We start from the raw sequence: 24,318 nt of genomic DNA on the forward strand, positions 1-24,318 counted from the left end.
ACGCTATCAAGAGTGAACCTGCCGGGAACGTCTTACGTCTGTGGAGGTGTGACAGGTCGGCTGACGATGCTCTCCACGCTGAGCGTGATGCTCGCGCTCCCCGGCTGCGCCCCCGAGAGGGACTGCACGCTCATCGGCGCCCCCGCGGGGGTCTCGCTGACGATCGCCCCGCCGTTGGCGGCCAGGGTGTCGGAGGCGGAGCTGACGGCCTGCGGGGGTGGCTCCTGCACGACGGCGCGGCCGCCGCTGAGCCCTGCCGATCGGGTGACGACGCAGACCTGCGACGCGGACAGCTGCGGGGCGACGCTCACCCGGACGGGCGGCAAGCGCGGCTTCGGCGACGTCGCGGGCCTGCCGAAGGCCCCGGTGGAGGTGCGGGTGAAGCTGAAGGGGGCGGACGGGGGCACGGTGCTGGACAGGACGCTGACGGTCACGCCGCGTGGCAGCTTCCCCAACGGTCCCGACTGCGGTGAGGGCGGCCCTCAGGCCGCGATCACGGTCTCGGGCGACGGCGGGCTCAGCGCGGCGACCTGAGCGCCGGGCGCGTGGGGCTCATGCGGGCCCGCCGTTCAGCGCGCCGTGCAGGAAGATGTCAACCAGGGCGGCCGTGCCGGGATCGCCCGTCCTGCCGCGGGTGAACAGCAGGCCGAGGAAGACGGCGGCGGCCTGGTCGGCGGGCACCCGCAGCGTGCCTGGCTCGAACAGCTCGGCGACCGCGGCCTTGATCGCCTCCATGGACCCTTCGCGGTCGCCGTGGCGGGCGGCGCTCTCGCGCCTGGCGTGTCCCGAGGCCATCAGGGCGCCCGCGACCGTGCCGATGCGGGCCAGGTGGGCCTGGAGGGCGTCGGCGGCCTCCGTCAGGCGGTCGGCCAGCGGCCGGTCCATGGAGATGGCGGCGATCTCGGCGACGGCGTGGTCGGGGCGCAGCGCCTCGGCCATGCAGGCGTTGAGCACCTCGTCCTTGTCGGCGAACACGCGGAAGACGGTCGCCTCACCGATGCCAGCGGCGAGGGCGATCTGGCTGGTCGTCACGGCGGTGCCTGACTCCGCGACCAGCGGCAGCGCCGCCGCGACGATCATGGCGCGGCGCTGATCGGGGCTCATGCCCGGCGCGCGGCGCCGGGGAGAGGGAGTCGTCATGCCGAACACGCTAAGGAGTGAGTACTCACTCCGTCAAGCGGGTTCGATAGGGTGATCACATGATGCGTTGGACCCTTATCGTGCCAATCGTCGCTTTTCTGGTACTCGTGCTCACCTGGGGCCGCTCGCCCGGCGGCCTGCTCGTCGCGGTGGTCGCCCTGGCCCTGATCGGGGCGGTGATAGCCGCCGTCCACCACGCCGAGATCGTCGCCCATCGGGTGGGCGAGCCGTTCGGCACCCTGATCCTGGCCATCGCCGTCACCGTCATCGAGGTCGGCCTGATCGTCATGCTGATGAGCGCGGGCGGCGAAGGGTCGGAGTCGCTGGCGCGCGACACGGTGTTCTCCGCATTCATGATCGTGTGCAACGGCGTGATGGGACTGTGCCTGCTCGTCGGCGCGCTCAAGCACCGGGTGCTGGAGTTCAGGGTGGAGGGCGTGACCGCGGCGCTCGCCACGCTGAGCGCGGTCGCCACGCTCGCGCTGGTGCTGCCCTCCTTCACGGTGACCACGTCGGGCCCGACGTACTCCACCGCGCAGCTGGCCTTCGCCGGTGTCGCCTCGCTGGTCCTGTACGGCGTGTTCGTCTTCATGCAGACCGTGCGTCACCGCGACTACTTCCTGCCCGTCCAGGCGAGGGGCGAGGACGACCACGCCGACCCGCCGCCCGCGCGCACCGCCCTGATCAGCCTCGGCCTGCTCGTGTTCTGCCTGGTCGCCGTGGTCGGGCTGGCCAAGACGGCCTCGCCCGCCATCGAGGCGAGCATCGCGGCCGTGGGCGCGCCGCGCACCACGGTCGGCGTCGCCATCGCGATGCTGGTGCTGCTGCCCGAGACGGCCGCCGCCGTACGCGCCGCGGCCCGCGACAGGGTGCAGAACAGCTTCAACCTCGCGCTCGGCTCGGCTCTGGCGAGCATCGGCCTCACCATCCCGACGATCGCGGTCGTCTCGATCATCACCGGCAGCAGCCTCGCGCTCGGCCTTGGACCGCTCCAGATGGTGCTGCTGGCGCTGACCGTGGTGGTGACAACGCTGACAGTCGCTCCGGGAAGGGCGACACTCATGCAGGGAACCGTCCATCTGGTGCTTTTCGGTGCTTTCCTGTTCCTTGCAGTGAGCCCCTGATCTCCCCTTTAATCGGACTCTGCGCATTCGGACGGAGAGCATTGACCCGGCTTCCTGGCGCTCAGGTCGTCATCCAGACCTTCCTGCGCCGCACCAACCTCCTCATGGCGGGCAGACGCGTGGCGATCGTGGGCGACGTGCCAGGGCTCGCCTCGCGCCTGCGCGCGATGGGCGCCCACCCCGGCGCCGCGCCCGCCGACGCCGACCTCGTGATCGGGGACGGCGTGGACCTCGGCACGCTCAAACCCGGCGCGATCCTGGCCACCACCCAGCCGGTCGAGGGGGAGCGGATGCGCGAGGGAGTGGTGGCCAGCGGTCACGTGTTCGTGGTGGACCTGACGTGCTGACCGACATCCGCCACCCCGACCGCTGGCGGGAGGGGCTGGAGAAGATCGCCTGGGCGCGCCGGTTCATGCCGGTCCTGGGCACCCTGCGCTCGGAGCTCTCGCTCGAGGGCGCCAGGGTGGGGCTGGTGCTGGTCCTCGAGCCGAAGACGGCCAACCTCGCGCTCGCGCTCAGGGACGCAGGGGCCGAGGTGACCGTCACCTGCCCGGGCAGGGAGACCATGGACGACGTGGCCGCCGCGCTCGTCCACGAGGGCGTCGCGGTGCTGGCCCGCTCCGACTCCGGCAGGGACCAGGACGACGAGCTGGCCAGGCGCATGCTCGACGCCCGCCTCGACGTCCTGGTCGACGACGGCTCGCGCGTCATCAGGCTCGCCCACGCCGAGGACCGCCTGGGCGGGTTGCGCGGCGCGGCCGAGGAGACCACGAGCGGGCTGCGCCCGCTGCGCGAGATGACGCTGCGGGTGCCCGTCATGGCCGTCAACGACGCCCGCTCCAAGTACCTCTTCGACAACGTCCACGGCACGGGGCAGTCCTGCGTCATGGCCGCCCTCGACCTGTCGGGCCTGGACCTGGAGGGCGCCACCGTCGCCGTGGCAGGCTACGGCCATGTCGGCCAGGGCGTCTCCCGCTACGCCGCCGCGCTCGGCGCCAGGGTGATCGTCAGCGAGGTCGACCCGCTGGCCGCCCTGCGCGCCCACCACGACGGACACGAGGTCAGGCGGCTGGCCGACGCCTGCCCCGAGGCCGACCTGGTCTTCTCCGCGACCGGTGTACGGCATACGATCACCCGTGAGCACCTGCGGGCGCTCAGGCCCGGCGCCTTCGTGGCCGTCGCAGGAGGGGTGCTGGACGAGGTCGAGCCGGGGGTGGAGGGCGCGTACCGGCTGCTGGCCGACGGCGAGTGCGTCAACTGCGCCGCCGCCGAGGGGAACCCGATCGAGATCATGGACCTGTCCCTGTCGCTGCAGGCGCTCGCGGTCGGGCACCTGCTCACCCACGACCTCCCGCCGGGGCTGCACCTGCTGCCCGACCACCTCGACGAACGGGTGGCCAGGCTCAAGCTCGACGCGCTCGGACTGGAGCTCGACCAGTGATCATCGACATCCGCGACGCGTCCGTCCGCTACCGCAGCACCGGGCAGCAGGTGCTGAGCGGGGTCTCCCTCGCCGTCGCGGCAGGAGACTTCGCGCTCGTCAGCGGCCCCTCGGGGTGCGGCAAGAGCACGCTGCTCAGGATGGTCAACGGCCTGGTCCCCCACTCCTACAGGTCCGAGGTCCAGGGCACGGTGAACGTCGGCGGCAGGCCGGTCGCCGAGCAGACGATCAGGCAGCTCTCCACCGTCGTCGGCACCCTGCTCCAGGACCCGCACAAGCAGATCGTCGGCGCCACCGTCTTCAGCGAGCTCGCCTTCGGCCCCGAGAACCTCGCCCTGCCCAGGGCCGACATCCTCGCCCGCATCGAGGAGGTCGCCGCCAGGGTCGGCATCACCCACCTGCTCCGGCGCGCCACGCACGAGCTGAGCGGCGGCGAGCTGCAGATGGTCGCCTTCGCGGGCGTCCTGGTCATGCGCCCGCAGGTGGTGGTGGTCGACGAGCCGCTGGCCAATCTCGACCCCGCCGCCAGCCGCCGCCTGCTGGGCGAGCTGCGCCGCTTCGTGGACGACGGCGGCGCGGCGGTCGTCGTCGAGCACAGGGTCGAGGAGCTGCTGGAGTTCGGCCCCACCCAGGTGCTCTACCTGGAGGAGGGGCGGGCCCGCTACACCGGTGACGTGCCGGGCTTCCTGCGCGAGGCGCCCGTCGCGCACGTCAAGCTGCCCTTCGAGGCGCTGGTGGCCAGGGCGGGTGAGCTGCCCGAGGCGCCGGCCGTACCGAGGGCGCGGGCCGTCTCCGAGGCGACCCGTCTGGAGTACAGAGGGGTCAGCCTGGGCTACGGCGAGCGGCCCGTCCTGCGCGAGGTCGATCTCGCGCTCGGCGCGACCGAACGGGTCGCCGTGCTGGGCCGCAACGGCGCGGGCAAGTCCACGCTGCTGCGGGCGGCGGTGCGGCTGATCGAGCCGTCGAAGGGCGAGGTGCTCGTGGACGGCGCGCCCATCGGCGACCGCTCGGTGCTGAGCCTGGCCACGACCTTCGGCTACGTCTTCCAGAACCCCAGCCAGGCGCTGTTCTCCGCGACGGTGAAGGAGGAGCTGGCCTTCGGCCCCCGCAACCTCGGCTGGACGGCCGAGCAGATCGCCGAGGTGTCGAGCGAGGCCCTGGCCACGATGCTGCTGCACCACGAGCCCGACATCATGAACCGCTCGCCGCACACGCTCTCGCACGGTCAGCAGCGCCGCCTCACCGTGGCGCTCGCCCTGGCCATGCGCCCCGAGACGCTCATCCTCGACGAGCCGACCGCGGGACAGGACCTCCACACGACCACGACGTTCATGGAGCGGGTGCTCGGCGGGTTGCGCAGCGTCTACTTCATCACCCACGACGTCGACCTGGCGATCACCTCCGCCGACCGCATCGTGATCGTCGACGGGGGACGGATCGTCGCGGACGCCTCCCCCTCCGAGCTGGCCCATCGCGAGCAGCTGTGGGCCGACTCCGGCCTGCGCGCCACCAGCCTGGTGCGGGCCGTCCGCGACCGTCTTCAGGGCGCGGGAACCGTCCCGCACCCCTTCGAGTTGGCGCGATTAACCCATCCATGAGGAAGGACTCACCCCCCATGAAGTCCGAGACAGTCCGGCCCCCGCTCTGGGAGATCAACTCCAGAGTGGTGGTGTTCGCCGCCGTCGGCGCCGCCCTCTACGCGGTGCTCGGCCTCATCAGCTTCACCATCCCCGGCACCCAGAACGTCGACATCCGCCCCGCCTTCGCCCTCGTACCGTTCTTCGGCATGAGGTTCGGGCCCATCGCCGGGTTCTTCACCGGCCTGGTCGGCAACATCGTCATCGACCAGATCAAGGGCTACGGCGCCCTCACCTACTGGAACTGGAGCCTGGCCAACGCCCTCACGGGACTGATCGCCGGCCTCCTGTTCGCCCTCGTCGTCTCCCGCATCAACAAGGAGGCCGTGCGCCTGGTCGCGGTGGGCGTGCTGACCTGGGTGGCGATGCTGATCGCCTTCGCCACCACGATCACCGACATGTGGCTGCAGGACCTGACCCTGGGGGCATGGGCAGGGGTGGCCTTCGGCCCGCTGCTGCTCAGCAACACCCTCGTCGCGCTCATCCTCACGCCCGCGCTGGACGCGGTCTGGGAACCGATCTCCAAGCGCATCGGCAGGTAGCCGATGGACGTCACGCCACGTTACCTGGGAGGGGACTCCTTCCTCGGTCGCCGTGATCCGCGCGTGCTCCTGCTGGTCCCGGTGTTCTACCTCGTGGCCGTGGCGCGGCTCAGCGACCTGCGGGTGATCCTGCTCTGCGGCCTGGTGGCCCTGGCCTACTACCTGTCGGCGGGAATTCCGTGGCGGGCGGTCAGGGCCAACTGGGCGTTCGTGCTCACGCTGATGACGATCACCGTGGTGGTCAACAGCGTCTTCACCGACGCCCTGCAGATCGAGGCGGCCGCCGAGGCGCCGACACTGTTCTCGATGCCCGTCACCGGCAACGCGGTCAGCACCGCGACGCTGTCGTACTCGGCGACGCTGCTCGTGCGGTTCGTGTCGCTGGCGATGATGGGCTTCCCCGTCGCCTTCTGCATCGCGCCGGGCGACCTGGGTGTCACCTTCGCCAGGCTCAGGGTGTCGCAGCGACTGGCGTTCGGGGTGGATCTGACCTTCCGTTTCCTGCCGTCCACCGCCGCGCGCATGCAGGAGATCGTCGACGCCCAGCGCGTACGCGGGTACAACCACCCCCGCACCAGCAACCCCGTCAGGCGGCTGAAGTCGCTCAAGCCCATCGTCATCCCGCTCACCGTCAACTCGCTGATCGACGCCGAGGACACCTCCAACGCCATGGACCTGCGCGGGTTCGGCGCCAAGCACCGCACCTGGATGCGCGAGCTGGCCTTCGACCGCACCGACTACCTTGTGCTGTCCGGCTTCGCCGCTCTCGCGGCGGCCCTGCTCGCCTTCAAGATCTTCGGGAGCGACGTCGTATGGGTCCCGTGAGCTTCAGCGCCCCGCTGGTCCTGCCCATCTCGGGGCCGCCCGTGCGCGACGGCAGGATCGTCGTGCGCGAGGGCAGGATCGAGGAGGTCGGCACGGGACGCGGCGAGGTCCACTACGAGGGCATCCTCGTCGCGGGGCTGGTCAACGCGCACACCCACCTGCAGTACACGGCCATGGCCGAGATCGGCAGCCGGGTCTACGCCTCCTTCGAGGACTGGGCGCGCGCCTTCGACCTGGCCTACTTCGGCGGTCAGGACGGCAGCTGGAACTCCGCCCACCGTGAGGGTGTGTGGGACTGGGCAGCGGGCGCCATGGACGGCGCCTGGCAGTGCCTGCGCACCGGCACCACCGCCGCCGCCGACATCGTCACCGACCCCGAGGCGCTCGTCGACACCCCGCTCGGCGGCCTGCGCTACCTGGAGGCGATCGGCGACAGCGACGCCAGCTGGCGCGACGGCGGGCGCGGCCGCTTCCTCGACCTGCTGGCCAAGGCCGACGGCATCTCCCCGCACGCCCCCTACTCCCTCGACACCGGCGTGCTGGCCGACCTGGCCCGCCTGGCGGCCGAACGGGGCATGCGCACCCACATCCACCTCTCGGAGTCGGTCCACGAGCGCGAGTTCACGGTGCACGGCTCGGGGCCGCTGGAGCAGTACGTCACCAAGCTCGGCCTCGACTTCGCCATCCTGCGCGAGCACGGCTCGGGCCTGCCGCCCACCGCCTACATCGACTCGACGGGCCTGCTCGGGCCCGGCTGCCACATCGCGCACGGCGTCGACCTCACCGCCGAGGACCGCGCGCTGCTGCGTGAGCGGCGCACCGCCGTCGCGCTCTGTCCCCGCTCCAACCACGTGCTCGGACTGCCGGGGCCCGACGTCGCGGCGCTGCTGCGTGAGGGCAACCCCATCGCCGTCGGCACCGACTCGCTGTCGTCCTCGCCCTCACTCGACCTGCTCGCCGACGTCGCCGCGCTCAGAGAGCTGGCCGAACGGCAGGGCTACCACGAGCCCGACCTCGACCAGCGCCTCATCGAGGCGGCCACGCTCGGGGGAGCGCGCGCCATGGGCCTGGAGCACGAGATCGGCAGCCTCACCCCAGGACACCGCGCCGACTTCGCGGTGTTCGACCTCGACCCCTTCTCCGAGAACCCCTACAGATCGCTGGCCGAGCGCGGCGCGGGCCGCTGCGCGGCGACCGTGGTGGGCGGTTCACCCCTGACCGAAATGACCTAGGACACATGGCCTCCCAGAGCCTCCGTTTCAAGCTGTACTCGCTGCTCAGCCTGCCGATCGTGGCGCTCATCGGGCTGTGGACGTTCGTGGCGGGACACACGCTCGGCGACTTCTTCGAGCTGTCCACCGCCACGGCGGTCTTCGAGGAGATCGGCTCGCCCGCCAGTGGCCTGGTCGGCGCGCTCCAGCAGGAACGCAGGGACTCCGCCCTGTTCCTCAGCTCCGATCGGCCTGACGCGGTGCGGCTGGCCGACTCGCGCCGCCGTACGGACCAGGCGGTCGCGCTGTTCAGGACCATGGCCACCGGCGAGCGGGCCTCGACCGTGACCACGGAGGAGGTTCGCGTGGCCGTCGAGGCGGTGCTCGACGGCGCGCAGGGCCTGGCCAGGCTCAGGGAGAAGGTGGACGAGCGGCTGACGAACAGGCTGGAGGCCGTCAAGGCCTACGGCGGCGTGACCGACACGGTCTACCGGCTCTTCGACCAGCTCATCACCGTGCCGCAGGTGCGGCTGTTCCAGCAGGCGGTCGGCCTGCGGCGCATCGCCCACGCCCAGGACCTGCTCTCCCGAGAGGACGCGCTGGTCTCTGGCGCGGTGATGTCCGGCAAGCTCACGCACGACGAGTACGAGGCCATGGAGGTGCTCTCTCCCAACCGGCAGCTCCTGCTGGCCGAGGGCGTCGCCACGCTCGACGCCGAACTGCGCGCCCCCTTCGAGCGGATGGTCGACTCGCCCGACCACAAGCAGCTCGTCAGCCTCGAGCACGAGATCATCGAGGAGGCCGAACTGCCCGCCGACCGGGCCGCGTGGCAGTCCGTCACCGCCAGACTCGACCCCGCCCTCGACCAGCTGCTGGCCTCACGCATCGGCCTGCTCACCGGGAGGGCCGACGACTCGGCGGGCGGCATCATCGCCACGATCGTCATCGTCGGCGGTCTCGGGCTCGCGGCCATCCTGGCCGCCGTCATCTGGTCGGTACGGCTCGGCCGCGGCCTGGTCGAGGAGCTGGACGGCCTGCGCGGCGCCGCCACCGACCTGGCCGAGGTGCGCCTGCCCCAGCTCGTCAGGCGGCTCAGCCTCGGCCAGCCCGTCGAGGCGGGAACCCCGCGCATCGCCGCCACCGCCGCCACGCAGGAGGTACGTGACCTGGCCAACGCCTTCGAGAGCGTGCAGCGCACCGCCGTCCAGGCCGCCGTCGGCCAGGCCGAGCTGCGCCAGGGGCTCAACAGGGTCTTCCGCAACCTCGCCAGGCGCAACCAGTCGCTCGTCCACCGTCAGCTCGGCCAGCTCGACGCGATGCAGCGCAAGACCACCGAGCCCGACCAGCTCAGCGACCTGTTCAGGCTCGACCACCTCACCACCCGCATGCGGCGGCAGGCCGAGGGACTGGTCATCCTGTCCGGCGCGCCCGCCGGCCGGCACTGGCGCCGCCCCGTCGCCATGATCGACGTCGTGCGCGGCGCGGTCGCCGAGGTCGAGGACTACCTGCGCGTCAACGTGCAGCCCATGCCGCACTCCACGCTCACCGGCGGCGCCGCGGCCGACGTCATCCACCTGCTGGCCGAGCTGGTCGAGAACGCGACCGTCTTCTCCCCGCCCAACACGCACGTCAACGTGAGCGGCGAGCTGGTCGCCCGCGGCTTCGCCGTCGAGATCGAGGACCGCGGCCTGGGTCTGGCCGACGCCGAGCGCGACGAGCACAACCGCCGCCTGGCCGAGCCGCCCGAGTTCGACCTGGCCGACAGCGACAGGCTCGGCCTGTTCGTCGTCGGGCGGCTGGCCGTCCGGCACGGCATCAAGGTCACCCTGCAACGCTCGCCCTACGGGGGCACGACCGCGGTGGTGCTCATCCCCATGTCGCTGATGACCGACCCGACGAGTGACCTTGCTCACAGCCGCACCGATTAACACGGCGTTCACATATGGGCAAAGACCTCGAAACGGCGCAATGCGAATCTCGGCGTGGCTGAGAAACACCCCGAAAGGACCGCCGTGAGCATCAAGGCTGAGTACATCTGGATCGACGGCACCGAGCCCACGGCTCTGCTCCGCTCGAAGACCAAGATCCTGGCCGACGGCGCCACGCCGCCGGTGTGGGGCTTCGACGGCTCGAGCACGAACCAGGCCGAGGGTCACTCCTCCGACCGCGTGCTCCGCCCTGTCTTCACCTGCCCCGACCCCATTCGCGGTGGCGAGCACATTCTCGTCCTGTGCGAGGTGGAGGAGATCGACGGCCAGGCGCACAGCAGCAACACGCGTGCGCTGCTGCGTCCTATCGCCGAGCGCTACGCCGACCAGGAGTCGTGGTTCGGCATCGAGCAGGAGTACACCTTCTTCAAGGGCTCGCGTCCGCTCGGCTTCCCCGAGGGTGGCTTCCCCGCCCCGCAGGGCCCGTACTACTGCGGTGTCGGCGCCGACGCCATCTTCGGCCGCGAGATCGTCGAGCTGCACCTCGACCGCTGCCTCGCCGCCGGTCTGGCCATCTCCGGCATCAACGCCGAGGTCATGCCGGGCCAGTGGGAGTTCCAGGTAGGCCCCGCCGGCCCCCTCGAGGTCTCCGACCACCTGTGGATCGCGCGCTGGCTGCTCTACCGCACCGCCGAGGAGTTCGGCGTGGAGGCCACCCTCGACGCCAAGCCCGCCCGCGGCGACTGGAACGGCGCAGGCGCGCACACCAACTTCTCCACCAAGGCCATGCGCGAGGGCTACGACGCCATCATCACCGCCTGCGAGGCGCTGGGTGAGGGCGACAAGCCGATGGAGCACGTCACCCAGTACGGCTCGGGCATCGAGTCGCGCCTGACCGGCGCCCACGAGACCGCCCCGTGGAACAAGTACAGCTACGGCGTCTCCCACCGCGGCGCTTCGGTGCGCATCCCTTGGCAGGTCGAGGTGGACAAGAAGGGCTACATCGAGGACCGCCGCCCGAACGCCAACGTCGACCCCTACGTGGTGACCCGCCTCCTGGTCGACACCTGCTGCGCCGCCCTGGAGAAGGCCGGCCAGGTCTGACCGCAGGGTTACCCGCGTCCGGCGGGTTGAAAGACATCGAGAAAGTCCGTCGCTGCGTCGCAGCGGCGGACTTTCTCGTGTCGGGCTGCCATCACCTGTCGAACTCCCGCAGATCCACCACGATCAGGTCCCAAGGCAGCAGCGGCCTGACCTCCGCATCCCAGGGCTTGCGATCGGCGGTCAGGACAGGCCAGCCAAGCCGGCGCGCCACAGCTGCCGTGTGCGCCACGGCCAGATCCGAGGGCCGCTCGCTCGGTGGATCTGCCAACCGCTCGACCAGCAAGGTGAGGCGCGCGGCGTCGTCGATGCTGGAGAGACCGTCGAGCTCGACGTGCTCGAGCAGCAGTGCCCCGGCGAGGAGGTCTCGCTGCTCCTTGTTCAGATGCGCCGCTGCGACTGACAGCGCAAGGATCGGGACGCTCATCCGGACGCTTCGCCCGTCGAGTGTGGCTATCAGATCGATCAGGCCGAAGTCTCCCCGGCCCATCTCGGCCAGCAGCGAGGTGTCGAGCACGTATCCCAGGTCGATCACTGCGCGCTCATCCGCCGCAGCAGCTCGATGGCGTTGTCCGCACGCTTCTGAGACAGCTCGTGGATCTCCGGGTGCTCCGTGCGGCCCTTCGCAAGGGCATCCGCGAACGCCGCCTGCGCCTGCATCCTGCGTGTCTCGTGCTCCTCGATGAGCTGGGCGAGCGCGTCGGCGAGAGGGCGGCGGCCGGCGATCGCGGCGAGCTGGTCGCGCAGGTCTTCCGGTACCCGGATGGACGTCGATTTGGGAGCCTCGGTCATACGGTCAGTATGCGATGCATGCACGATGTATGCAACCATGGTCTTCTCTTTCAAGCAAGGCGGGAGCGGTAGACCCTGCGGGCCTCGTCGAAGACCGACAGGTAGTCGTCGAGCTGACGCCGGTGCTCCAGCCTGGCCGTCGTACGCACCAGCTCCTCCAGCAGGTCGATCCACCGCAGGCAGAACGTCACGTCGTCCTCCCTCGCCACCCTGCGGTGGTCGACGTCCAGGTACACCGGGCTGGTGTGGGCGTAGACGTGGGTGAACAGCGAGCGCGGATGGGCCCCTCCGTCGGCCACCGCCACCACGTAGGTCGGCCACTGCACGGTCAGCTCGGCGCTCACCTCCGAGCCCGAGGAGGAGGCCAGCTCGCCGTCGGCCGTCAGCAGCGTCAGGCGTTCGACCTCGGGCCCCACCACCTTGGCCGTCACCCGCACGCGTTCGCCCTGCGTCAGGTCGAGCGTCTCTCCCGGGCCTCTGCCCTCCACCGACAGCTCCAGGAACGGCCCCGTGGTGGCGAACGTGCGGCCCCGCCGTACGGCGTCGGCGTAGGCGGCCGCGGTCAGCGGCCCCTCCACGCGGGCGTAGGTGCGCTCCCAGCCGATGGGGCTGGCCACCATCTCCATCCGCTGCCTGGTGAAGGTGAGCATCGAGTCGGTACCCGCCACCGCCGCCAGCCTGTTGCCCGCGCCGATCAGCCGCCGGTAGGCCTGCGCCGAGCCCGTCGCGCTGGAGAAGTGCAGCAGCTCGAAGCCGTCGACGAGGCCGAGCGCCGCGTCGACGACGACCATCCTGGCCGTGCACCCCGGCGTGCCGACCAGCTGCTCGGGTGTCTCGGTCGGGCCGCGGAAGGCGTGGGCGTAGCCGACCAGCGCGCCCAGCTCCCTCAGCTCCTTCAGCGCCTGCGTCGTCGGCGGCCAGTCGGGCGTGCCCGCGAACCCCGTGGAGTAGAGCGAGGGAGGGCCGTCGGGCGCGAAGGCGTGCAGGTGGCCGAACAGGTCGTTGCGGTGCTCGACGCCCATCCTGGCCACGTGGGTCGCGTCGGACCACGGCAGGTCCTGGCCCGCCCAGTGCTCCAGCGCCTCCTTGTCGAGCACCCGCTCGCCCGAGACGTTGGCCGCCAGCAGGCTCAGCACGTGGAGGTCCTCGCCGTGCTGGGAGTCGGCCGCCCACTTCGGCGGCGCGACCAGGTCGCCGACGTAGTTGAGATGGACGTGCAGGTCGCCGCCGTACCAGCCTCTGGCCGCCGCGTCGTAGATGCGCTTGGGCGCCAGCTCCACCAGCGTCTCGATGTGCTCGGGCGGGGTGAGCGAGGTCTCGGCGCAGCCGTACTCCATGCCCCTGGTGACGCGCACGGTCAGCGGTTCGGCGGGCACCGGCAGGATCAGGTCGTCGCCGTGGAAGTACGGCACGCCGTTGTAGTCGCGCTTGGGCGGCACGCCCGGCGGATACCAGCCCTGGCCGTCGGCGCTCCACACGCTCCACCGGCACGGGAAGCCCGCGCGCAGCCGGAGGGCGGCCCTCGGGGCGGTGCGGGTCAGGCCGGACAGGTCGATGACGCGCCCGTCGACGCGCACCTCGGCGGAGGTGTCGAGCTCCACCAGACGGGCGCCCTTCACACCGACCTCGTGCTCCTGCCCGCCCACCGTCACGTAGGCGGCGTGGTCGCAGACGCTGTCGATCAACAGTGTGAGCGGCAGCGGCGCGCCGCCCAGCACCGCTCTGGTCCGGCCGCGCAGATCATGGCCGTCGGGGGTGAGGCGCAGCACCGCCAGCCCCTCGGGCGGGATGGGGCCGAGCGCGCCGCGCAGCACCTCGTCGTAGTCGAGCTCGCACTCCAGCCGCTGCAGTTCGGCCGGCACCGCGCCGGGAGCCTGCTCCCTGGCCAGGCGCCTGGCCTCCCGCCAGAACGGGCCGACCTCCACGAACCGTGACTGGCTCATGACCCTGACGTAGGCGATGGGGGGTTCGCCCCAGGTCATCCCGTGATCGGCGAGAAGTTGTCGGTACTCCTCCAGCATCCGGGCGACGGGCTCTGGAAGCATCGGATCGTCACGCATCGGTCTCTCCCCGTAATCGCAGGCGCCGTCATCGTGACACATACCGGCGTTTGCCTGCGGAGGGGCGGATATGGTTTTCCCCCACCCGGGGTGAGCCAGCTTCGACCCGGATCAACGTCAGAGGCGGAACTCCAGGTCCGGGACGATGTCGGCCACGTCCATCTGGGCCTTCTGCAGCCTGCCCGAGTGGTCCCAGTTCATCGCCTGCCAGCGGGTGAACTGGTCGAGCACCCACATGCCCGACTGGCGGCTGCCGTTGCCCGACTTGCCGTTGCCCCCGAAGGGCAGGTGCGCCTCGGCGCCGCTGGTGGAGTTGTTGACGCTGACCATGCCCGCCGAGACGCCCTCACGGAAGCGGAAGGCGTGGCGGGGGTCGGTGGTGTAGATCGACGACGACAGGCCGTAGCCGGGCAGGTTCGCCAGCTCGATCGCCTCGTCGAGGGTCGCGAAGGTGGTCACGCCGACGATCGGGCCGAAGGTCTCCTCCAGGAACAGCCGGTCCTCGGGGGTGACGCCGTCGACGACCGTCGGGTGGTAGTAGATGCCGCCCTCGCCGGTGAACCCGCCATGCGGCTCACTTGTCGTGATTTTTCCGACCTTTCCGAGGACGGTGTGGTGGTCGGCGATCCAGCCGATGAACTCCTCGAACCGGTCGGCGAACTTCTGGTCCAGCAGCGGCCCCATCAGCACCTCACCGGCCGGGTCGCCCACGACGGCCTCCTCGACGGCCGAGGCGAAGCGCTCGACGAAGGCGTCGTGGATCGACTCGTGCACGATCACCGTGCCGAGGCTGGTGCAGCGCTGGCCCGCTGTGCCGAACCCGGCGAACAGCGCGCCCTCCACGGCCAGGTCGAGGTCGGCGTCGGGCATGACGACCATCGGGTTCTTGCCGCCGAGCTCCAGGCACGGCGACTGCAGGTGCCGTCCGCACAGCTCGCCGATCTTCCTGCCCACCTCGGAGGAGCCGGTGAAGCCGACCTTCTGCACCGTGCCCTCCTCCAGGGCCGTGTCGAGCCCCTCGAAGGTCTGCACGCCGTCGGCGAAGACCACGTTGAGCACGCCCTCGGGCAGCCCCGAGGCGGCGAACAGGCGGTACATCGCGTGCGCCGAGGCGGCGGCGTACTCGGCGGGCTTCCACACCACCGCGTTGCCGCACAGCAGGGCGGGCACGAGGTACCAGCTCGGCACCGCCACGGGGAAGTTGCCCGCCGTGATCACCGCGGCGACCCCCACAGGGTTGCGGAAGGTGAACAGGTTCTTGTCGGGCATCTCCGAGGGCACCGTCTGGCCGTAGAGCCTGCGGCCCTCGCCGAGGAAGAAGTCGCAGGTGTCGACGATCTCGCGGACCTCTCCCAGCGCCTCGGCGTACGGCTTGCCGATCTCCTCGGTGACCAGCGCGGCCAGCGACTCGGCGTTGGCCTCGACCAGGCGGCCGATCGAGGCGATCACCCTGCCGCGCACCGGCGCGGGCGTGCGCGCCCACTCCCGCTGCGCCTCCTTGGCGGTACGGCAGGCGGCGGCGAAGGTGCCTGCGTCGGCCAGCCCCACGCGCGCCACGACCTCGGAGGTTCTCGCGGGGTTGGTGGAGTCGTAGGTCGTGAAGGAGGCGGCATCCTTGCCGCCGACGACGGAGACGATCTGACGGGTCACCGGTGACCTCCTCGTGGATTTTCCTGGAGCCAGCCAATCATTCCGCACGTCTTGCGGGGAAGCTCCGTCAGCAGACCGGACCTCGCGCGGCGGCCGTCGCCCTCAGCATGGAGCGGACGAGGTCGGCGTCCAGCCGGTCGGGACGGCGCAGGCGCAGGCAGCTCTTGCCCATGTCATGCCCCACCAGACGGTCGGCGTGCGCGTCGCGGACGTCGGTGCGCATGAGATAGATGGAGATGTACTGCTTCTGGCTGGCGAAGGCCACCTCCCCGACGCCGTCGCGGGTGTAGGTGGGCATGCCGTACAAGATGGTCTCGGTGAAGCCGGTCAGCTCCTCCAGGCACATCCGCCTGATCAGCGCCATGGCCTCGGCGCGCTCGGGCGACACCGCTGCGAGGTAGTCGTCGACGGTCATGGTCTCAGGCCGTGAAGTCGGCGAACTCGAAGCCGGGGGAGACCACGCAGCTGACCAGCACCGCCTCCTCACCCGCAGGGCGGGCGGCCTGCCAGACCCCTGCGGGCACCCTGGCCTGCGGCACCTGACCCTCCTCTACGAGAGGGCCGAGCGTGAGGCGCTCGTCGCCGATGGTGAGGGTGAGGGGGCCGCCCCTGTGCCAGAGCCAGACCTCGTCGGACCTGACCATGTGGGGGACGGACTCCTCGCCGGGCTGGAGGAGGAAGTAGATGCCGGTGGCGGTGGCGCGGGGGCCGTCGTAGCCGTCGGGCTCGAAGGTGAGCGCGCTCTTCCACGTCTGCCTGAACCAGCCGCCCTCGGGGTGGGGGAGCAGGTCGAGGGCCTCGGCGATGGGCGGACGTTCGACGAAGGCGACGGCCCTGCCGGTGACGTCGCGGCGCAGGAAACGGTTGCCGTCGAGGACGAGCTGACCCGGCAGGTCGCTGGCCAGCGCCTCCGCCTCGTCGGCGACGTCGACGCTGGGACCGTCGGGGTGGACCTTCAGCTTCATCCCGCCGATTCTAGGCGCGGGCGGGCTCCGTCAGGGCCGGTCGGCTCATCGCGTCATTTCCAGGTGGCCGCCTTCACGATCTGGTCCAGCCCCGCGACGCCCGAGCTGTCCACGATGAGGATCCGCTCCTTGGGCAGGTACCACTCCCGCTGGACGAAGGTCCTGGTCTTCTTGTCGGTCTTCATGCTGTAGCACTCTCCCCGCCAGGCTCGGTACTGCGCCGTGTGGCCGGCCCCGACCTTGCGGGTCCCTGAGGCGACGGGCCTGCGGTCAGGGAAGCGCTCGCCGTCTTCCGTGCCGGTGGTGAGGCGGCAGGTCGGCACGCCGGTTCCCGGGGCGAAGGGGCGGCTGGTCCTGTACGTCTCCAGGAAGTCCTCGGGGCCGGGCTTGAGCACCTTGGGGCCGACCAGCTGGACGTACGCGCAGGTACGGCCGCAGCCCGCGGGCTTCACGCTGATCCAGTCCCCGCCGGCACCGGCGGCCTTCGCGACCCTCCAGCCTGGGGGGAACGTCAGGGTCATGGATCGGAAGTGGACCTTCTTCCCGGCGGCGGCCGTGACGGCGGCGGTGTCAGCGGTCGCGGTGCCGGTGATCGCGGACGCGGGCGCCGCGGTGATCGTCATGGCGAGCAGGGCGGTCGCGGTGAGCGTCAGGGGCCTGAGAGAAGATGTGATCATGGCGGGTTAGATGGCTGTTCGTCGGGAGAAGTTCTCGCCTGGCAGCATTCCGGTGGTTCATGGCGCGTTTGCGCGCTGTCGCGGCCGGCTCAGGCTTTCCTGGGGATGTGTCGCCTGGCCTTGAATTGTCGGTGCGGGCCGTTAGTGTGCCGCGAGTGATCGAACGGTGGTCTCCCTCGGCACCGCACACCGTCTCCCGTGTGGCCGGTCCTCTCGGCGCGGCCGTCTCCTCCGCCGGGGTCGCGGCCTTCGGCGCCGGCTCGAAGGGGGTCGGCGGTGGCGCGCGGGGCGGCGCGGGCAGGCGGGCGCGGGTGGAGGCGGGGCTGGCGGAACTGGAGAGGTGGCTGGCCGACCAGGTGCGGAAGGGTCTCGCCGCGGCGAGCGAGAGCGAGTGGCAGCATCTGGCCAGGCGGCTCGTCGACGCCCAGGCGCCCGGCGTGGCGGCCATGGTGGGCGGGCTGGCCGAGGCGCGCTCGGCCGCCGACTGGCCCGAGCGGCTGCTCGCCCAGATCGCGATGCTCCACCTCCTCGCGGCGGGCCACCGCGGGCTCGGCGAGCTGCCCGACGAGCTCGCCCAGACGGTGCGCACCAGGGTGGGCTACCTCGTCACACGAGAGAAGGTGCTGGCAGGGCCCGCGGTCCGCGATCTCTGGCACGTCCTGGGGCGGCGGGATGAGACCCACGACCGGCTGGTGACGCGCAGGGTGTGGCTGCTGGGGCGGCGCACGGGGCGGGCCGCCCTCGTGCTGTCCTTCGCGCCCGTCGGCCGGCCGCTCGACGACTCGCTGGTCACGGGGGAGCTTCTCGACGCCTCGCTCGCCTTCTACCCCGGTGCCTCTCCCCTGCGAGCCTTGGTCGCCACCCGCCATGACGAGCCCTCCGCCGCGACGGGGATCGAGCGGCTCGAGCGGCTCCAGGGGCCCGAGCAGGGCCGGCGCGTCAGCGCGCCGGTGCCGCCCGGCGGATCGGCGAGCGTGGCCCTCGACACGGTGGCGAAGGCCCTCGCGGGAGACCCGTGGACCGACTCGTGGCCCCTGGTCCTGGCGGGGGCGCTCCCCACCGCGGGCACGCTCGCGGGCCTCCCCCTCCACCCCGGGCTCGCCACCCCCTGGCGGCTCATCGCGCTGTCCGGAGGGCGTCCGCTGACGGTGGCGGCCGAATGGACACCGCGCGGCCTGGTGCCGCTCACCGCGTGGGACGAGCAAGGCCTGGCGGTGATCCTGTGAGCGGCAGGTGGGAGGAGCTGGTGTCGGCGGCGCTGGTCGGCACGGACCGCAGGCCGTACGACGGAGACCTGCTGGGCGACGCGGCGGTCGAGGTCGTGCGCCTGCGGGCGGGGCAGAGCGCGCCCGAGCAGGAGCCGCGGGCGCTCACGCCCGCCCCCGAGGAGGAGCGCGAGGTGGTCGGGGCCGCGGCGGCCGCGAGGCTGGCGCGCATCCTCGGCGGCGAGCACCCTCGCGTGCTGCCCGAATGGCTGGCCGCGGCGGCCGCCGCCGGGCGGAGGGTGCCGCCGCAGGCGCTGCCCGAGCTGCTCGACAAGGGGGCGAGAGATCGTTCGATCAGGGCGCACCTCGGCGTGCTGGCGGGGCGGCGGGGCAGGTGGCTGGCCGGGCTCAACCCCTCGTGGGCCTATCTGCTGGAGGAGCCGACCGGCGAGATCTGGGAGCTGGGCAGCCAGGGAGATCGCAGGGCCTACCTCGGCGAGCTGAGGGGCAAGGATCCCGAGGCGGCCAGGGTGCTGCTGGAGGAGGCGTGGGAGAAGGAGACGCCCGACGACAGGGCGCGCTTCCTCCCGCTGCTGGACGAAGGGCTGTCGATGGCCGACGAGCCGTTCCTCGAGAGCGCGCTCGACGACCGCCGCAGGGAGGTGCGCCAGGTGGCGGCCGACCTGCTGACGAGACTGCCCGACTCCCGCCTGGCCGCCAGGATGGCCGACAGGGCCGCGCGCTGCCTCAGGGTCGAGGGCGCGACGCTCGTGGTCGAGCCGCCCGCCGCCTGCGACAGGGCCATGGAGCGCGACGGCATCAGGGCCAGGCCGCCGAGGGGCACGGGGGAGCGCGCCTGGTGGCTGCAGCAGGTGGTCTCGCGGGCGCCGCTACGCGAGTGGAGCACCGCGCTGCTCAGCTCGAAGATCCCCGAGTGGGCTCGTGAGGTGCGCTCGGGGTGGGTGCGGGCCGCGGTGCTGCAGCGCGATCCCGAGTGGGCCAGGGCGCTGTTCGCGTGGGACCCGCTGGCCGACCTGCTGGCCGTCCTCCCGCCGGTCGACCAGGACGAGGTGGCCGCCGACTTCGTGCGCAGGCACGGCGTCGACGGGCAGATGATCATGGTTTTGGGCGGGGCGGCGACCCCGTGGCGGCAGGGGCTCGCCCAGGCAGTGCTGACCAAGATCAGGCAGGTGGCGGTGACCCAGCCGTGGAACCTGAGTGAGCTGTCGGCGATGGCGGGCGAGCGGATCGACCCCGCCCTGCACTTCCTCGCCGAGGGCGTCGGAGAGGTCCCCGGACTGCTGCGCTTTCGCGCCGACATGATGAAGGAGCTGCGTTGACCACCGTGCTGCGGCCGCACGCCGAAGACGACCACGCCGAGGAGCTGGCCCTGCTCGCCAAGGAGGACGACAGGGTCAGGCCACCGGGCTGGAAGCTGTCGCCGTGGGCGGTCACGACCTACCTGCTGGGCGACGGCGACCGGATCAGCCCGAAGTACGTCGGCGCCAGGCGCATCGTCGAGGTCGCCGTCGCCACGCTGGCCACCGACCGCGCGCTGCTGCTGCTCGGCGTGCCGGGCACCGCCAAGACCTGGCTGTCGGAGCACCTGGCCGCCGCCATCAGCGGCGACTCCACCCTTCTGGTGCAGGGCACGGCGGGCACCGCCGAGGAGGCGATCCGCTACGGCTGGAACTACGCCAGGCTCCTGGCCGAAGGGCCCTCGCGGGCGGCGCTGACGCCCTCGCCCGTCATGCGGGCCATGGCCGAGGGCAGGATCGCGCGGGTGGAGGAGCTGACCCGCATGCCCTCCGACGTGCAGGACGCGCTGATCACCGCGCTGTCGGAGAAGACGCTGCCGATCCCCGAGCTCAACGAGGAGGTGCAGGCGCGGCGCGGCTTCAACATCATCGCCACCGCCAACGACCGCGACAGGGGCGTCAACGAGCTGTCCAGCGCGCTGCGGCGGCGCTTCAACACCGTCGTGCTCCCCGTGCCGGCCACCGCCGAGGAGGAGGTCGACATCGTCACGCGGCGCGTCGCCCAGCTCGGCAGGTCGCTCGAGCTGCCCGAGACGACGACGGGGATGGCCGAGATCCGCAGGGTCGTCACCGTCTTCAGGGAGCTGCGCGACGGCGTCACCGAGGACGGGCGCACCAAGGTCAAGTCGCCGAGCGGCACCCTGTCCACCGCCGAGGCCATCTCCGTGCTGACCAACGGCCTGGCCCTGGCCGCCCACTTCGGCGACGGGGTGCTCAGGGCGGCCGACGTGGCGGCGGGCATCGTCGGCGCGGTCGTGCAGGAGCCGGTCTCCGACCAGGTGGTGTGGCGCGAGTACCTCGAGACCGTCGTGCGCGAGCGCGAAGACTGGCGCGACTTCTACCGCGCCTGCAGGGAGGTCTCCTGATGCCGCGAGGCGGCTGCTCGGAGGTGTCGTGAGCGTCACCGTCCTCGGGGTCAGGCACCACGGGCCTGGCTCGGCGCGGGCCGTCCGCGCCGAGCTCGCGCGTCTGCGCCCCGACGCGATCCTCATCGAGGGCCCGCCCGAGGCCGACCCGCTGATCGCGCTCGCGCCCGAGATGGAGCCGCCGGTCGCGCTGCTCGCCCACGTGCCGGGCTCGACGCGCTCGGCGTTCTGGCCGTTCGCGCTCTTCTCGCCCGAATGGCAGGCCATCCTGTACGGCACGGCCGAAGGCGTCCCCGTGCGCTTCGTCGACCTGCCCGCGGTGCACACGCTGGCCACGGACGGCGGCGGCACCGCGCACGCCGACCCCCTCGGCGAGCTGGCGGCGGCCGCAGGATACGACGACCCCGAGCGCTGGTGGGAGGACGTCGTCGAGCACAGGGGCGACACCCCCTTCCAGACGATCGCCGAGGCCATGGCCGCCGTGCGGGAGGGCCACCAGCCGGGCCCGCACGAGGCGCGCCGCGAGGCCCACATGCGCCGCTGTCTGCGGGCGGCGGTGAAGGAGGGCTTCGAGCGCGTCGCGGTGGTGTGCGGGGCCTGGCACGTCCCCGCGCTCACCGGCGCGCTGCCGTCCGCGACCGCCGACAACGCGCTGCTGCGCGGGCTGCCCAAGGTCAAGGCCGAGCTGACCTGGGTGCCGTGGACGTACGGCAGGCTCGCCTCCCACAGCGGCTACGGCGCGGGCGTCACCTCGCCCGGCTGGTACCACCACCTGTTCACCGCGCCCGACCGGCCCGTCGAACGCTGGCTCACCTCCGCGGCGGCGGCCCTCAGGCAGGAGGGCACGGCCGTCTCCCCCGCCCACGTCATCGAGGCCGTACGGCTGGCCGAGACCCTCGCGGCGCTGCGCGGGCGGCCCCTCGCAGGGCTGGGCGAGGTCACCGAGGCGGTGCGGGCGGTGCTGTGCGACGGCGACGAGCTCCTCGTGCGGCTGGTCCAGCGGCGGCTGGTGGTGGGCGACAGGCTCGGCTCGGTCAGCCCGCGCACCCCGATGGTGCCGCTGCAACGCGACCTGCGCGAGCAGCAGCGCAGGGCGAAGCTCGGGGTGGAGGCGCTGGAGCGGGAGCTCGACCTCGACCTGCGCAAGCCGCTCGACCTGACGCGCAGCCGGCTGCTGCACCGGCTGCGGCTGCTCGGGGTCGAGTGGGGCAGGCCGGGCGAGGCGCGGGGGAGGGGGACGTTCAGGGAGGTGTGGCATCTGGCGTGGCGTCCCGAGTACGACCTCGTGTTGATCGAGTCGGCCGCCCTCGGCACCACCGTGGAGTCCGCCGCCACCCAGCGCGCCCGCGCCCTGGCTCGCGGCGCCTCCGCCCCTGCCGGCCCCGGCGGTGCGGCTGCCCACGGGTCTCCAGGATCGGCAGCCCGAGGGCTTCCCCGGCCGGGGAGCGCGGCTCGCCCGAGCGCGCACGGGGTTGCCGGCGCGGCCCCCGGCGGCGCGGCCCCCGGCGGCGCGGCGCCGGAGCCGGTGGTGTCGCTGGCGGAGCTGGCCGGGCTGGTGGAGCGGTGCCTGCTGGCCGATCTGGGCGGGGCGCTGCCGCAGGTGCTGGCGGCGCTGTCGGACAGAGCCGCCCTCGACACCGACGTCACCCACCTCATGGCGGCCCTTCCCTCGATGGTGCGCGCCCAGCGCTACGGGGACGTGCGGGGAACCCCGGCCGACGGGCTCGAGGCGATCGCGGAGTCGATGCTCGACCGCATCCGCGCCGGGCTGCCGGCGGCGGTCACGGGGATCTCCGACGAGGCCGCGGCGGGACTGGTCGGGCAGCTCGAGGCCGTCCATGCCGCCGTCGCCCTCCTGACCCCACCCCCCGGCGGCCCCGCGTCCTCAGGTTCTGCGGGGGAGTCGCCGGCTGATGGCGGGGACAGGCCGCAGGGATCGCCCCCTCAGCCGGACGCGCCCGGCGCGGAGGCCCCCAGGGGGCGCGGGCGGGTGGCGGCGCGCGAGCGGTGGCTCGCCACGCTGCGGGCCGTGTGCGACCGCCCACGCCTGCACGCCCTCATCGAAGGCCGACTGGTCCGCCTCCTGCTCGACGCAGGCGAGCTCACCCCCTCGGGCGCGGGCGAGCGCATGGCGAGGTCGATGTCCAGGGGCAATCCCCCCGCCAGGGCCGCCGCATGGGTGGAGGGGTTCATGGCGGGCAAGGGCCTGCTGCTCGTGCACGACTCCCGCCTGCTCACCCTGGTCGACGACTGGCTGACCGGCCTGACACCCGAGGAGTTCACCGGCGTGCTCCCGCTGCTGCGCCGTACCTTCAGCAGGTTCGAGGCCCCGGAGAGGCGCGCGATCGGTCAGCGGGTGCGGGCCTCCGGCGGCGAGGAGGAGGGCAGGCGGCGGCAGGTGGACGAGGGCAGGGCCGCGCCCGCCGTCCGAACGGTGGAGATGATCTTGGGGGTCGCTCGTGGATGAACGGCTGCGCAGGTGGCGGATGGTGCTGGGCGGCGGCGAGGCCGACGGCACCGGGTTCGTCCCGCAGGGGAGCGACGTGCGGATGGACGAGGCGCTCGACGCCGTCTACGACCTGCGGCCCGAGAGGGCGGGAGGGCTCGGGGCGTCGGCGCCGAGGGTGGCGCGCTGGCTCGGTGACATCAGGTCGTACTTCCCCTCGACGGTGGTCCAGGTCATGCAGCAGGACGCGATCGAGCGGCTCGACCTCACGAGCCTGCTGCTCGAACCCGAGATGCTGGAGGCGGTCGAGCCGGACGTGCACCTGGTCGGCACGCTGCTCGCGCTCAACAACGTCATGCCTGACAGGGCGCGCGAGTCGGCGAGGGCGGTGGTGCGCAAGGTCGTCTCCGAGCTCGAACGCGAGATGGCGCAGCGGGTCAGGTCGGCCGTCGACGGCGCGCTGAACAGGTCGGCCAGGACCAACAGACCGAGGCGCGCGGCCGACATCGACTGGGACCGCACGATCAGGGTCAACCTCAGGCACTACCTGCCCGACAGGCGCACGGTCGTGCCGTCGAGGCTGGTCGGTTACGCGCGCAGACGGCGCGGCGTGCAGCGCGAGGTCGTGCTGTGCGTCGACCAGAGCGGCTCGATGGCCTCCTCGGTCGTCCATGCCGGGGTGTTCGGGGCGGTGCTGGCCTCGATGGGGTCGTTGAAGACGTCGCTGGTGGTGTTCGACACCGCCGTGGCCGACCTCACCGAGCATCTGCACGACCCGGTGGAGGTGCTGTTCGGCACCCAGCTCGGCGGCGGCACCGACATCAACAGGGCGGTCGCCTACGCCGAGGGGCTGATCTCCCGGCCGGCCGATTCGATCTTCGTGTTGGTCAGCGATCTGTTCGAGGGTGGTGTGCGGCAGGAGATGCTGCGCAGGATCGCGGCGATGACCAGGGCGGGCGTGCAGGTGATCGTGCTGCTCGCGCTCTCCGACGACGGCGCGCCCTTCTACGACCACGACAACGCGGCCGCGCTGGCGGCCATGGGGGTGCCCGCGTTCGCGTGCACGCCCGACGCCTTCCCCGCCCTGATGGCCGCCGCCATCGAAAGGCGCGACCTGGCCGGGTGGGCGGAGCGCGCCCCGTCCTGACCGCCGACGGCCGAGGCCCCGGC

The 24,318-nt window shown here is 72.1% G+C and carries 23 protein-coding genes; 15 read left to right on the top strand and 8 right to left on the bottom strand.

The features are described from left to right. Positions 1 to 48: 48 nt before the first annotated feature. On the top strand, positions 49 to 534 hold the full coding sequence (locus tag ABFX50_RS27215) for a hypothetical protein (protein WP_346150167.1): 486 nt from the start codon (positions 49 to 51) through the stop codon (positions 532 to 534). 18 nt (positions 535 to 552) lie between these two features. Here ABFX50_RS27215 and ABFX50_RS27220 read toward each other — a convergent pair whose 3' ends face one another. Next, positions 553 to 1,140 carry a TetR/AcrR family transcriptional regulator gene (locus ABFX50_RS27220; protein ID WP_346150168.1) on the bottom strand — a complete coding sequence of 196 codons (588 nt, stop codon included), beginning with the start codon at positions 1,138 to 1,140 and terminating at the stop codon, positions 553 to 555. Between the two features lie 80 nt (positions 1,141 to 1,220). Between ABFX50_RS27220 and ABFX50_RS27225 the strand changes: the two genes are divergently transcribed. From ABFX50_RS27225 to glnII, 9 genes are all read left to right on the top strand, one after another. Further along, positions 1,221 to 2,264 carry a calcium:cation antiporter gene (locus tag ABFX50_RS27225; protein WP_346150169.1) on the top strand — a complete coding sequence of 348 codons (1,044 nt, stop codon included), beginning with the start codon at positions 1,221 to 1,223 and terminating at the stop codon, positions 2,262 to 2,264. A gap of 41 nt (positions 2,265 to 2,305) precedes the next feature. Continuing rightward, positions 2,306 to 2,611, top strand: coding sequence for a hypothetical protein (locus ABFX50_RS27230; RefSeq protein ID WP_346150170.1), 306 nt, complete (start codon positions 2,306 to 2,308; stop codon positions 2,609 to 2,611). Continuing rightward, the gene (locus ABFX50_RS27235) at positions 2,605 to 3,705 is read left to right on the top strand and encodes an adenosylhomocysteinase (protein WP_346150171.1); all 1,101 of its coding nucleotides are present in this window, start codon (positions 2,605 to 2,607) and stop codon (positions 3,703 to 3,705) included. Before ABFX50_RS27230 ends, ABFX50_RS27235 begins: the two co-directional genes overlap by 7 nt. Then, complete coding sequence (locus ABFX50_RS27240) at positions 3,702 to 5,303, top strand: ABC transporter ATP-binding protein (protein ID WP_346150172.1); 1,602 nt, start codon at positions 3,702 to 3,704, stop codon at positions 5,301 to 5,303. Before ABFX50_RS27235 ends, ABFX50_RS27240 begins: the two co-directional genes overlap by 4 nt. A gap of 17 nt (positions 5,304 to 5,320) precedes the next feature. Next, positions 5,321 to 5,884, top strand: a complete 564-nt coding sequence (locus ABFX50_RS27245) for an ECF transporter S component (RefSeq protein ID WP_183645877.1) — start codon at positions 5,321 to 5,323, stop codon at positions 5,882 to 5,884. Positions 5,885 to 5,887: 3 nt separating this feature from the next. Beyond that, entirely contained in the window at positions 5,888 to 6,709 is an 822-nt protein-coding gene (locus ABFX50_RS27250; protein WP_281388154.1) for an energy-coupling factor transporter transmembrane component T family protein, read from the top strand. After that, the gene (locus ABFX50_RS27255) at positions 6,706 to 7,941 is read left to right on the top strand and encodes an amidohydrolase family protein (RefSeq protein ID WP_346150173.1); all 1,236 of its coding nucleotides are present in this window, start codon (positions 6,706 to 6,708) and stop codon (positions 7,939 to 7,941) included. Before ABFX50_RS27250 ends, ABFX50_RS27255 begins: the two co-directional genes overlap by 4 nt. A gap of 5 nt (positions 7,942 to 7,946) precedes the next feature. Continuing rightward, on the top strand, positions 7,947 to 9,848 hold the full coding sequence (locus ABFX50_RS27260) for a sensor histidine kinase (RefSeq protein ID WP_346150174.1): 1,902 nt from the start codon (positions 7,947 to 7,949) through the stop codon (positions 9,846 to 9,848). Positions 9,849 to 9,932: 84 nt separating this feature from the next. Further along, a complete protein-coding gene (gene glnII, locus ABFX50_RS27265) occupies positions 9,933 to 10,952 on the top strand; it encodes a glutamine synthetase (protein WP_346150175.1) in 1,020 nt (339 codons plus the stop codon). Between the two features lie 91 nt (positions 10,953 to 11,043). On the opposite strand, the gene ABFX50_RS27270 is transcribed toward glnII, so the two are convergent. The 7 genes from ABFX50_RS27270 to ABFX50_RS27300 form a co-directional block, all read right to left on the bottom strand. After that, complete coding sequence (locus ABFX50_RS27270) at positions 11,044 to 11,484, bottom strand: hypothetical protein (protein WP_346150176.1); 441 nt, start codon at positions 11,482 to 11,484, stop codon at positions 11,044 to 11,046. Continuing rightward, positions 11,481 to 11,741 carry a hypothetical protein gene (locus tag ABFX50_RS27275; RefSeq protein WP_346150177.1) on the bottom strand — a complete coding sequence of 87 codons (261 nt, stop codon included), beginning with the start codon at positions 11,739 to 11,741 and terminating at the stop codon, positions 11,481 to 11,483. Before ABFX50_RS27275 ends, ABFX50_RS27270 begins: the two co-directional genes overlap by 4 nt. A gap of 50 nt (positions 11,742 to 11,791) precedes the next feature. Continuing rightward, the gene (locus ABFX50_RS27280; protein WP_346150178.1) at positions 11,792 to 13,801 is read right to left on the bottom strand and encodes a CehA/McbA family metallohydrolase; all 2,010 of its coding nucleotides are present in this window, start codon (positions 13,799 to 13,801) and stop codon (positions 11,792 to 11,794) included. Positions 13,802 to 13,918: 117 nt separating this feature from the next. Further along, a complete protein-coding gene (locus ABFX50_RS27285; protein WP_346150179.1) occupies positions 13,919 to 15,451 on the bottom strand; it encodes an aldehyde dehydrogenase family protein in 1,533 nt (510 codons plus the stop codon). A gap of 67 nt (positions 15,452 to 15,518) precedes the next feature. After that, positions 15,519 to 15,866, bottom strand: coding sequence for an iron chaperone (locus ABFX50_RS27290; protein WP_346150180.1), 348 nt, complete (start codon positions 15,864 to 15,866; stop codon positions 15,519 to 15,521). Between the two features lie 4 nt (positions 15,867 to 15,870). Next, the gene (locus ABFX50_RS27295) at positions 15,871 to 16,416 is read right to left on the bottom strand and encodes a cupin domain-containing protein (protein WP_346150181.1); all 546 of its coding nucleotides are present in this window, start codon (positions 16,414 to 16,416) and stop codon (positions 15,871 to 15,873) included. 53 nt (positions 16,417 to 16,469) lie between these two features. Continuing rightward, complete coding sequence (locus ABFX50_RS27300; RefSeq protein WP_346150182.1) at positions 16,470 to 17,093, bottom strand: hypothetical protein; 624 nt, start codon at positions 17,091 to 17,093, stop codon at positions 16,470 to 16,472. A 200-nt stretch (positions 17,094 to 17,293) separates the two neighbouring features. Between ABFX50_RS27300 and ABFX50_RS27305 the strand changes: the two genes are divergently transcribed. The 5 genes from ABFX50_RS27305 to ABFX50_RS27325 are packed head-to-tail and all read left to right on the top strand — an operon-like array spanning position 17,294 to position 24,295. Next, entirely contained in the window at positions 17,294 to 18,319 is a 1,026-nt protein-coding gene (locus tag ABFX50_RS27305) for an SWIM zinc finger family protein (protein ID WP_346150183.1), read from the top strand. Then, complete coding sequence (locus ABFX50_RS27310; protein ID WP_346150184.1) at positions 18,316 to 19,638, top strand: DUF5691 domain-containing protein; 1,323 nt, start codon at positions 18,316 to 18,318, stop codon at positions 19,636 to 19,638. Before ABFX50_RS27305 ends, ABFX50_RS27310 begins: the two co-directional genes overlap by 4 nt. After that, positions 19,635 to 20,702, top strand: a complete 1,068-nt coding sequence (locus ABFX50_RS27315) for an ATP-binding protein (RefSeq protein ID WP_183645863.1) — start codon at positions 19,635 to 19,637, stop codon at positions 20,700 to 20,702. Before ABFX50_RS27310 ends, ABFX50_RS27315 begins: the two co-directional genes overlap by 4 nt. Before the next feature lie 28 nt (positions 20,703 to 20,730). After that, a complete protein-coding gene (locus tag ABFX50_RS27320; protein ID WP_346150185.1) occupies positions 20,731 to 23,169 on the top strand; it encodes a DUF5682 family protein in 2,439 nt (812 codons plus the stop codon). A 19-nt stretch (positions 23,170 to 23,188) separates the two neighbouring features. Continuing rightward, entirely contained in the window at positions 23,189 to 24,295 is a 1,107-nt protein-coding gene (locus tag ABFX50_RS27325; protein WP_346150220.1) for a VWA domain-containing protein, read from the top strand. Positions 24,296 to 24,318 lie beyond the last annotated feature (23 nt).

Source organism: Nonomuraea recticatena (assembly GCF_039533245.1).
Taxonomy (GTDB): Bacteria; Actinomycetota; Actinomycetes; order Streptosporangiales; family Streptosporangiaceae; genus Nonomuraea; species Nonomuraea roseola.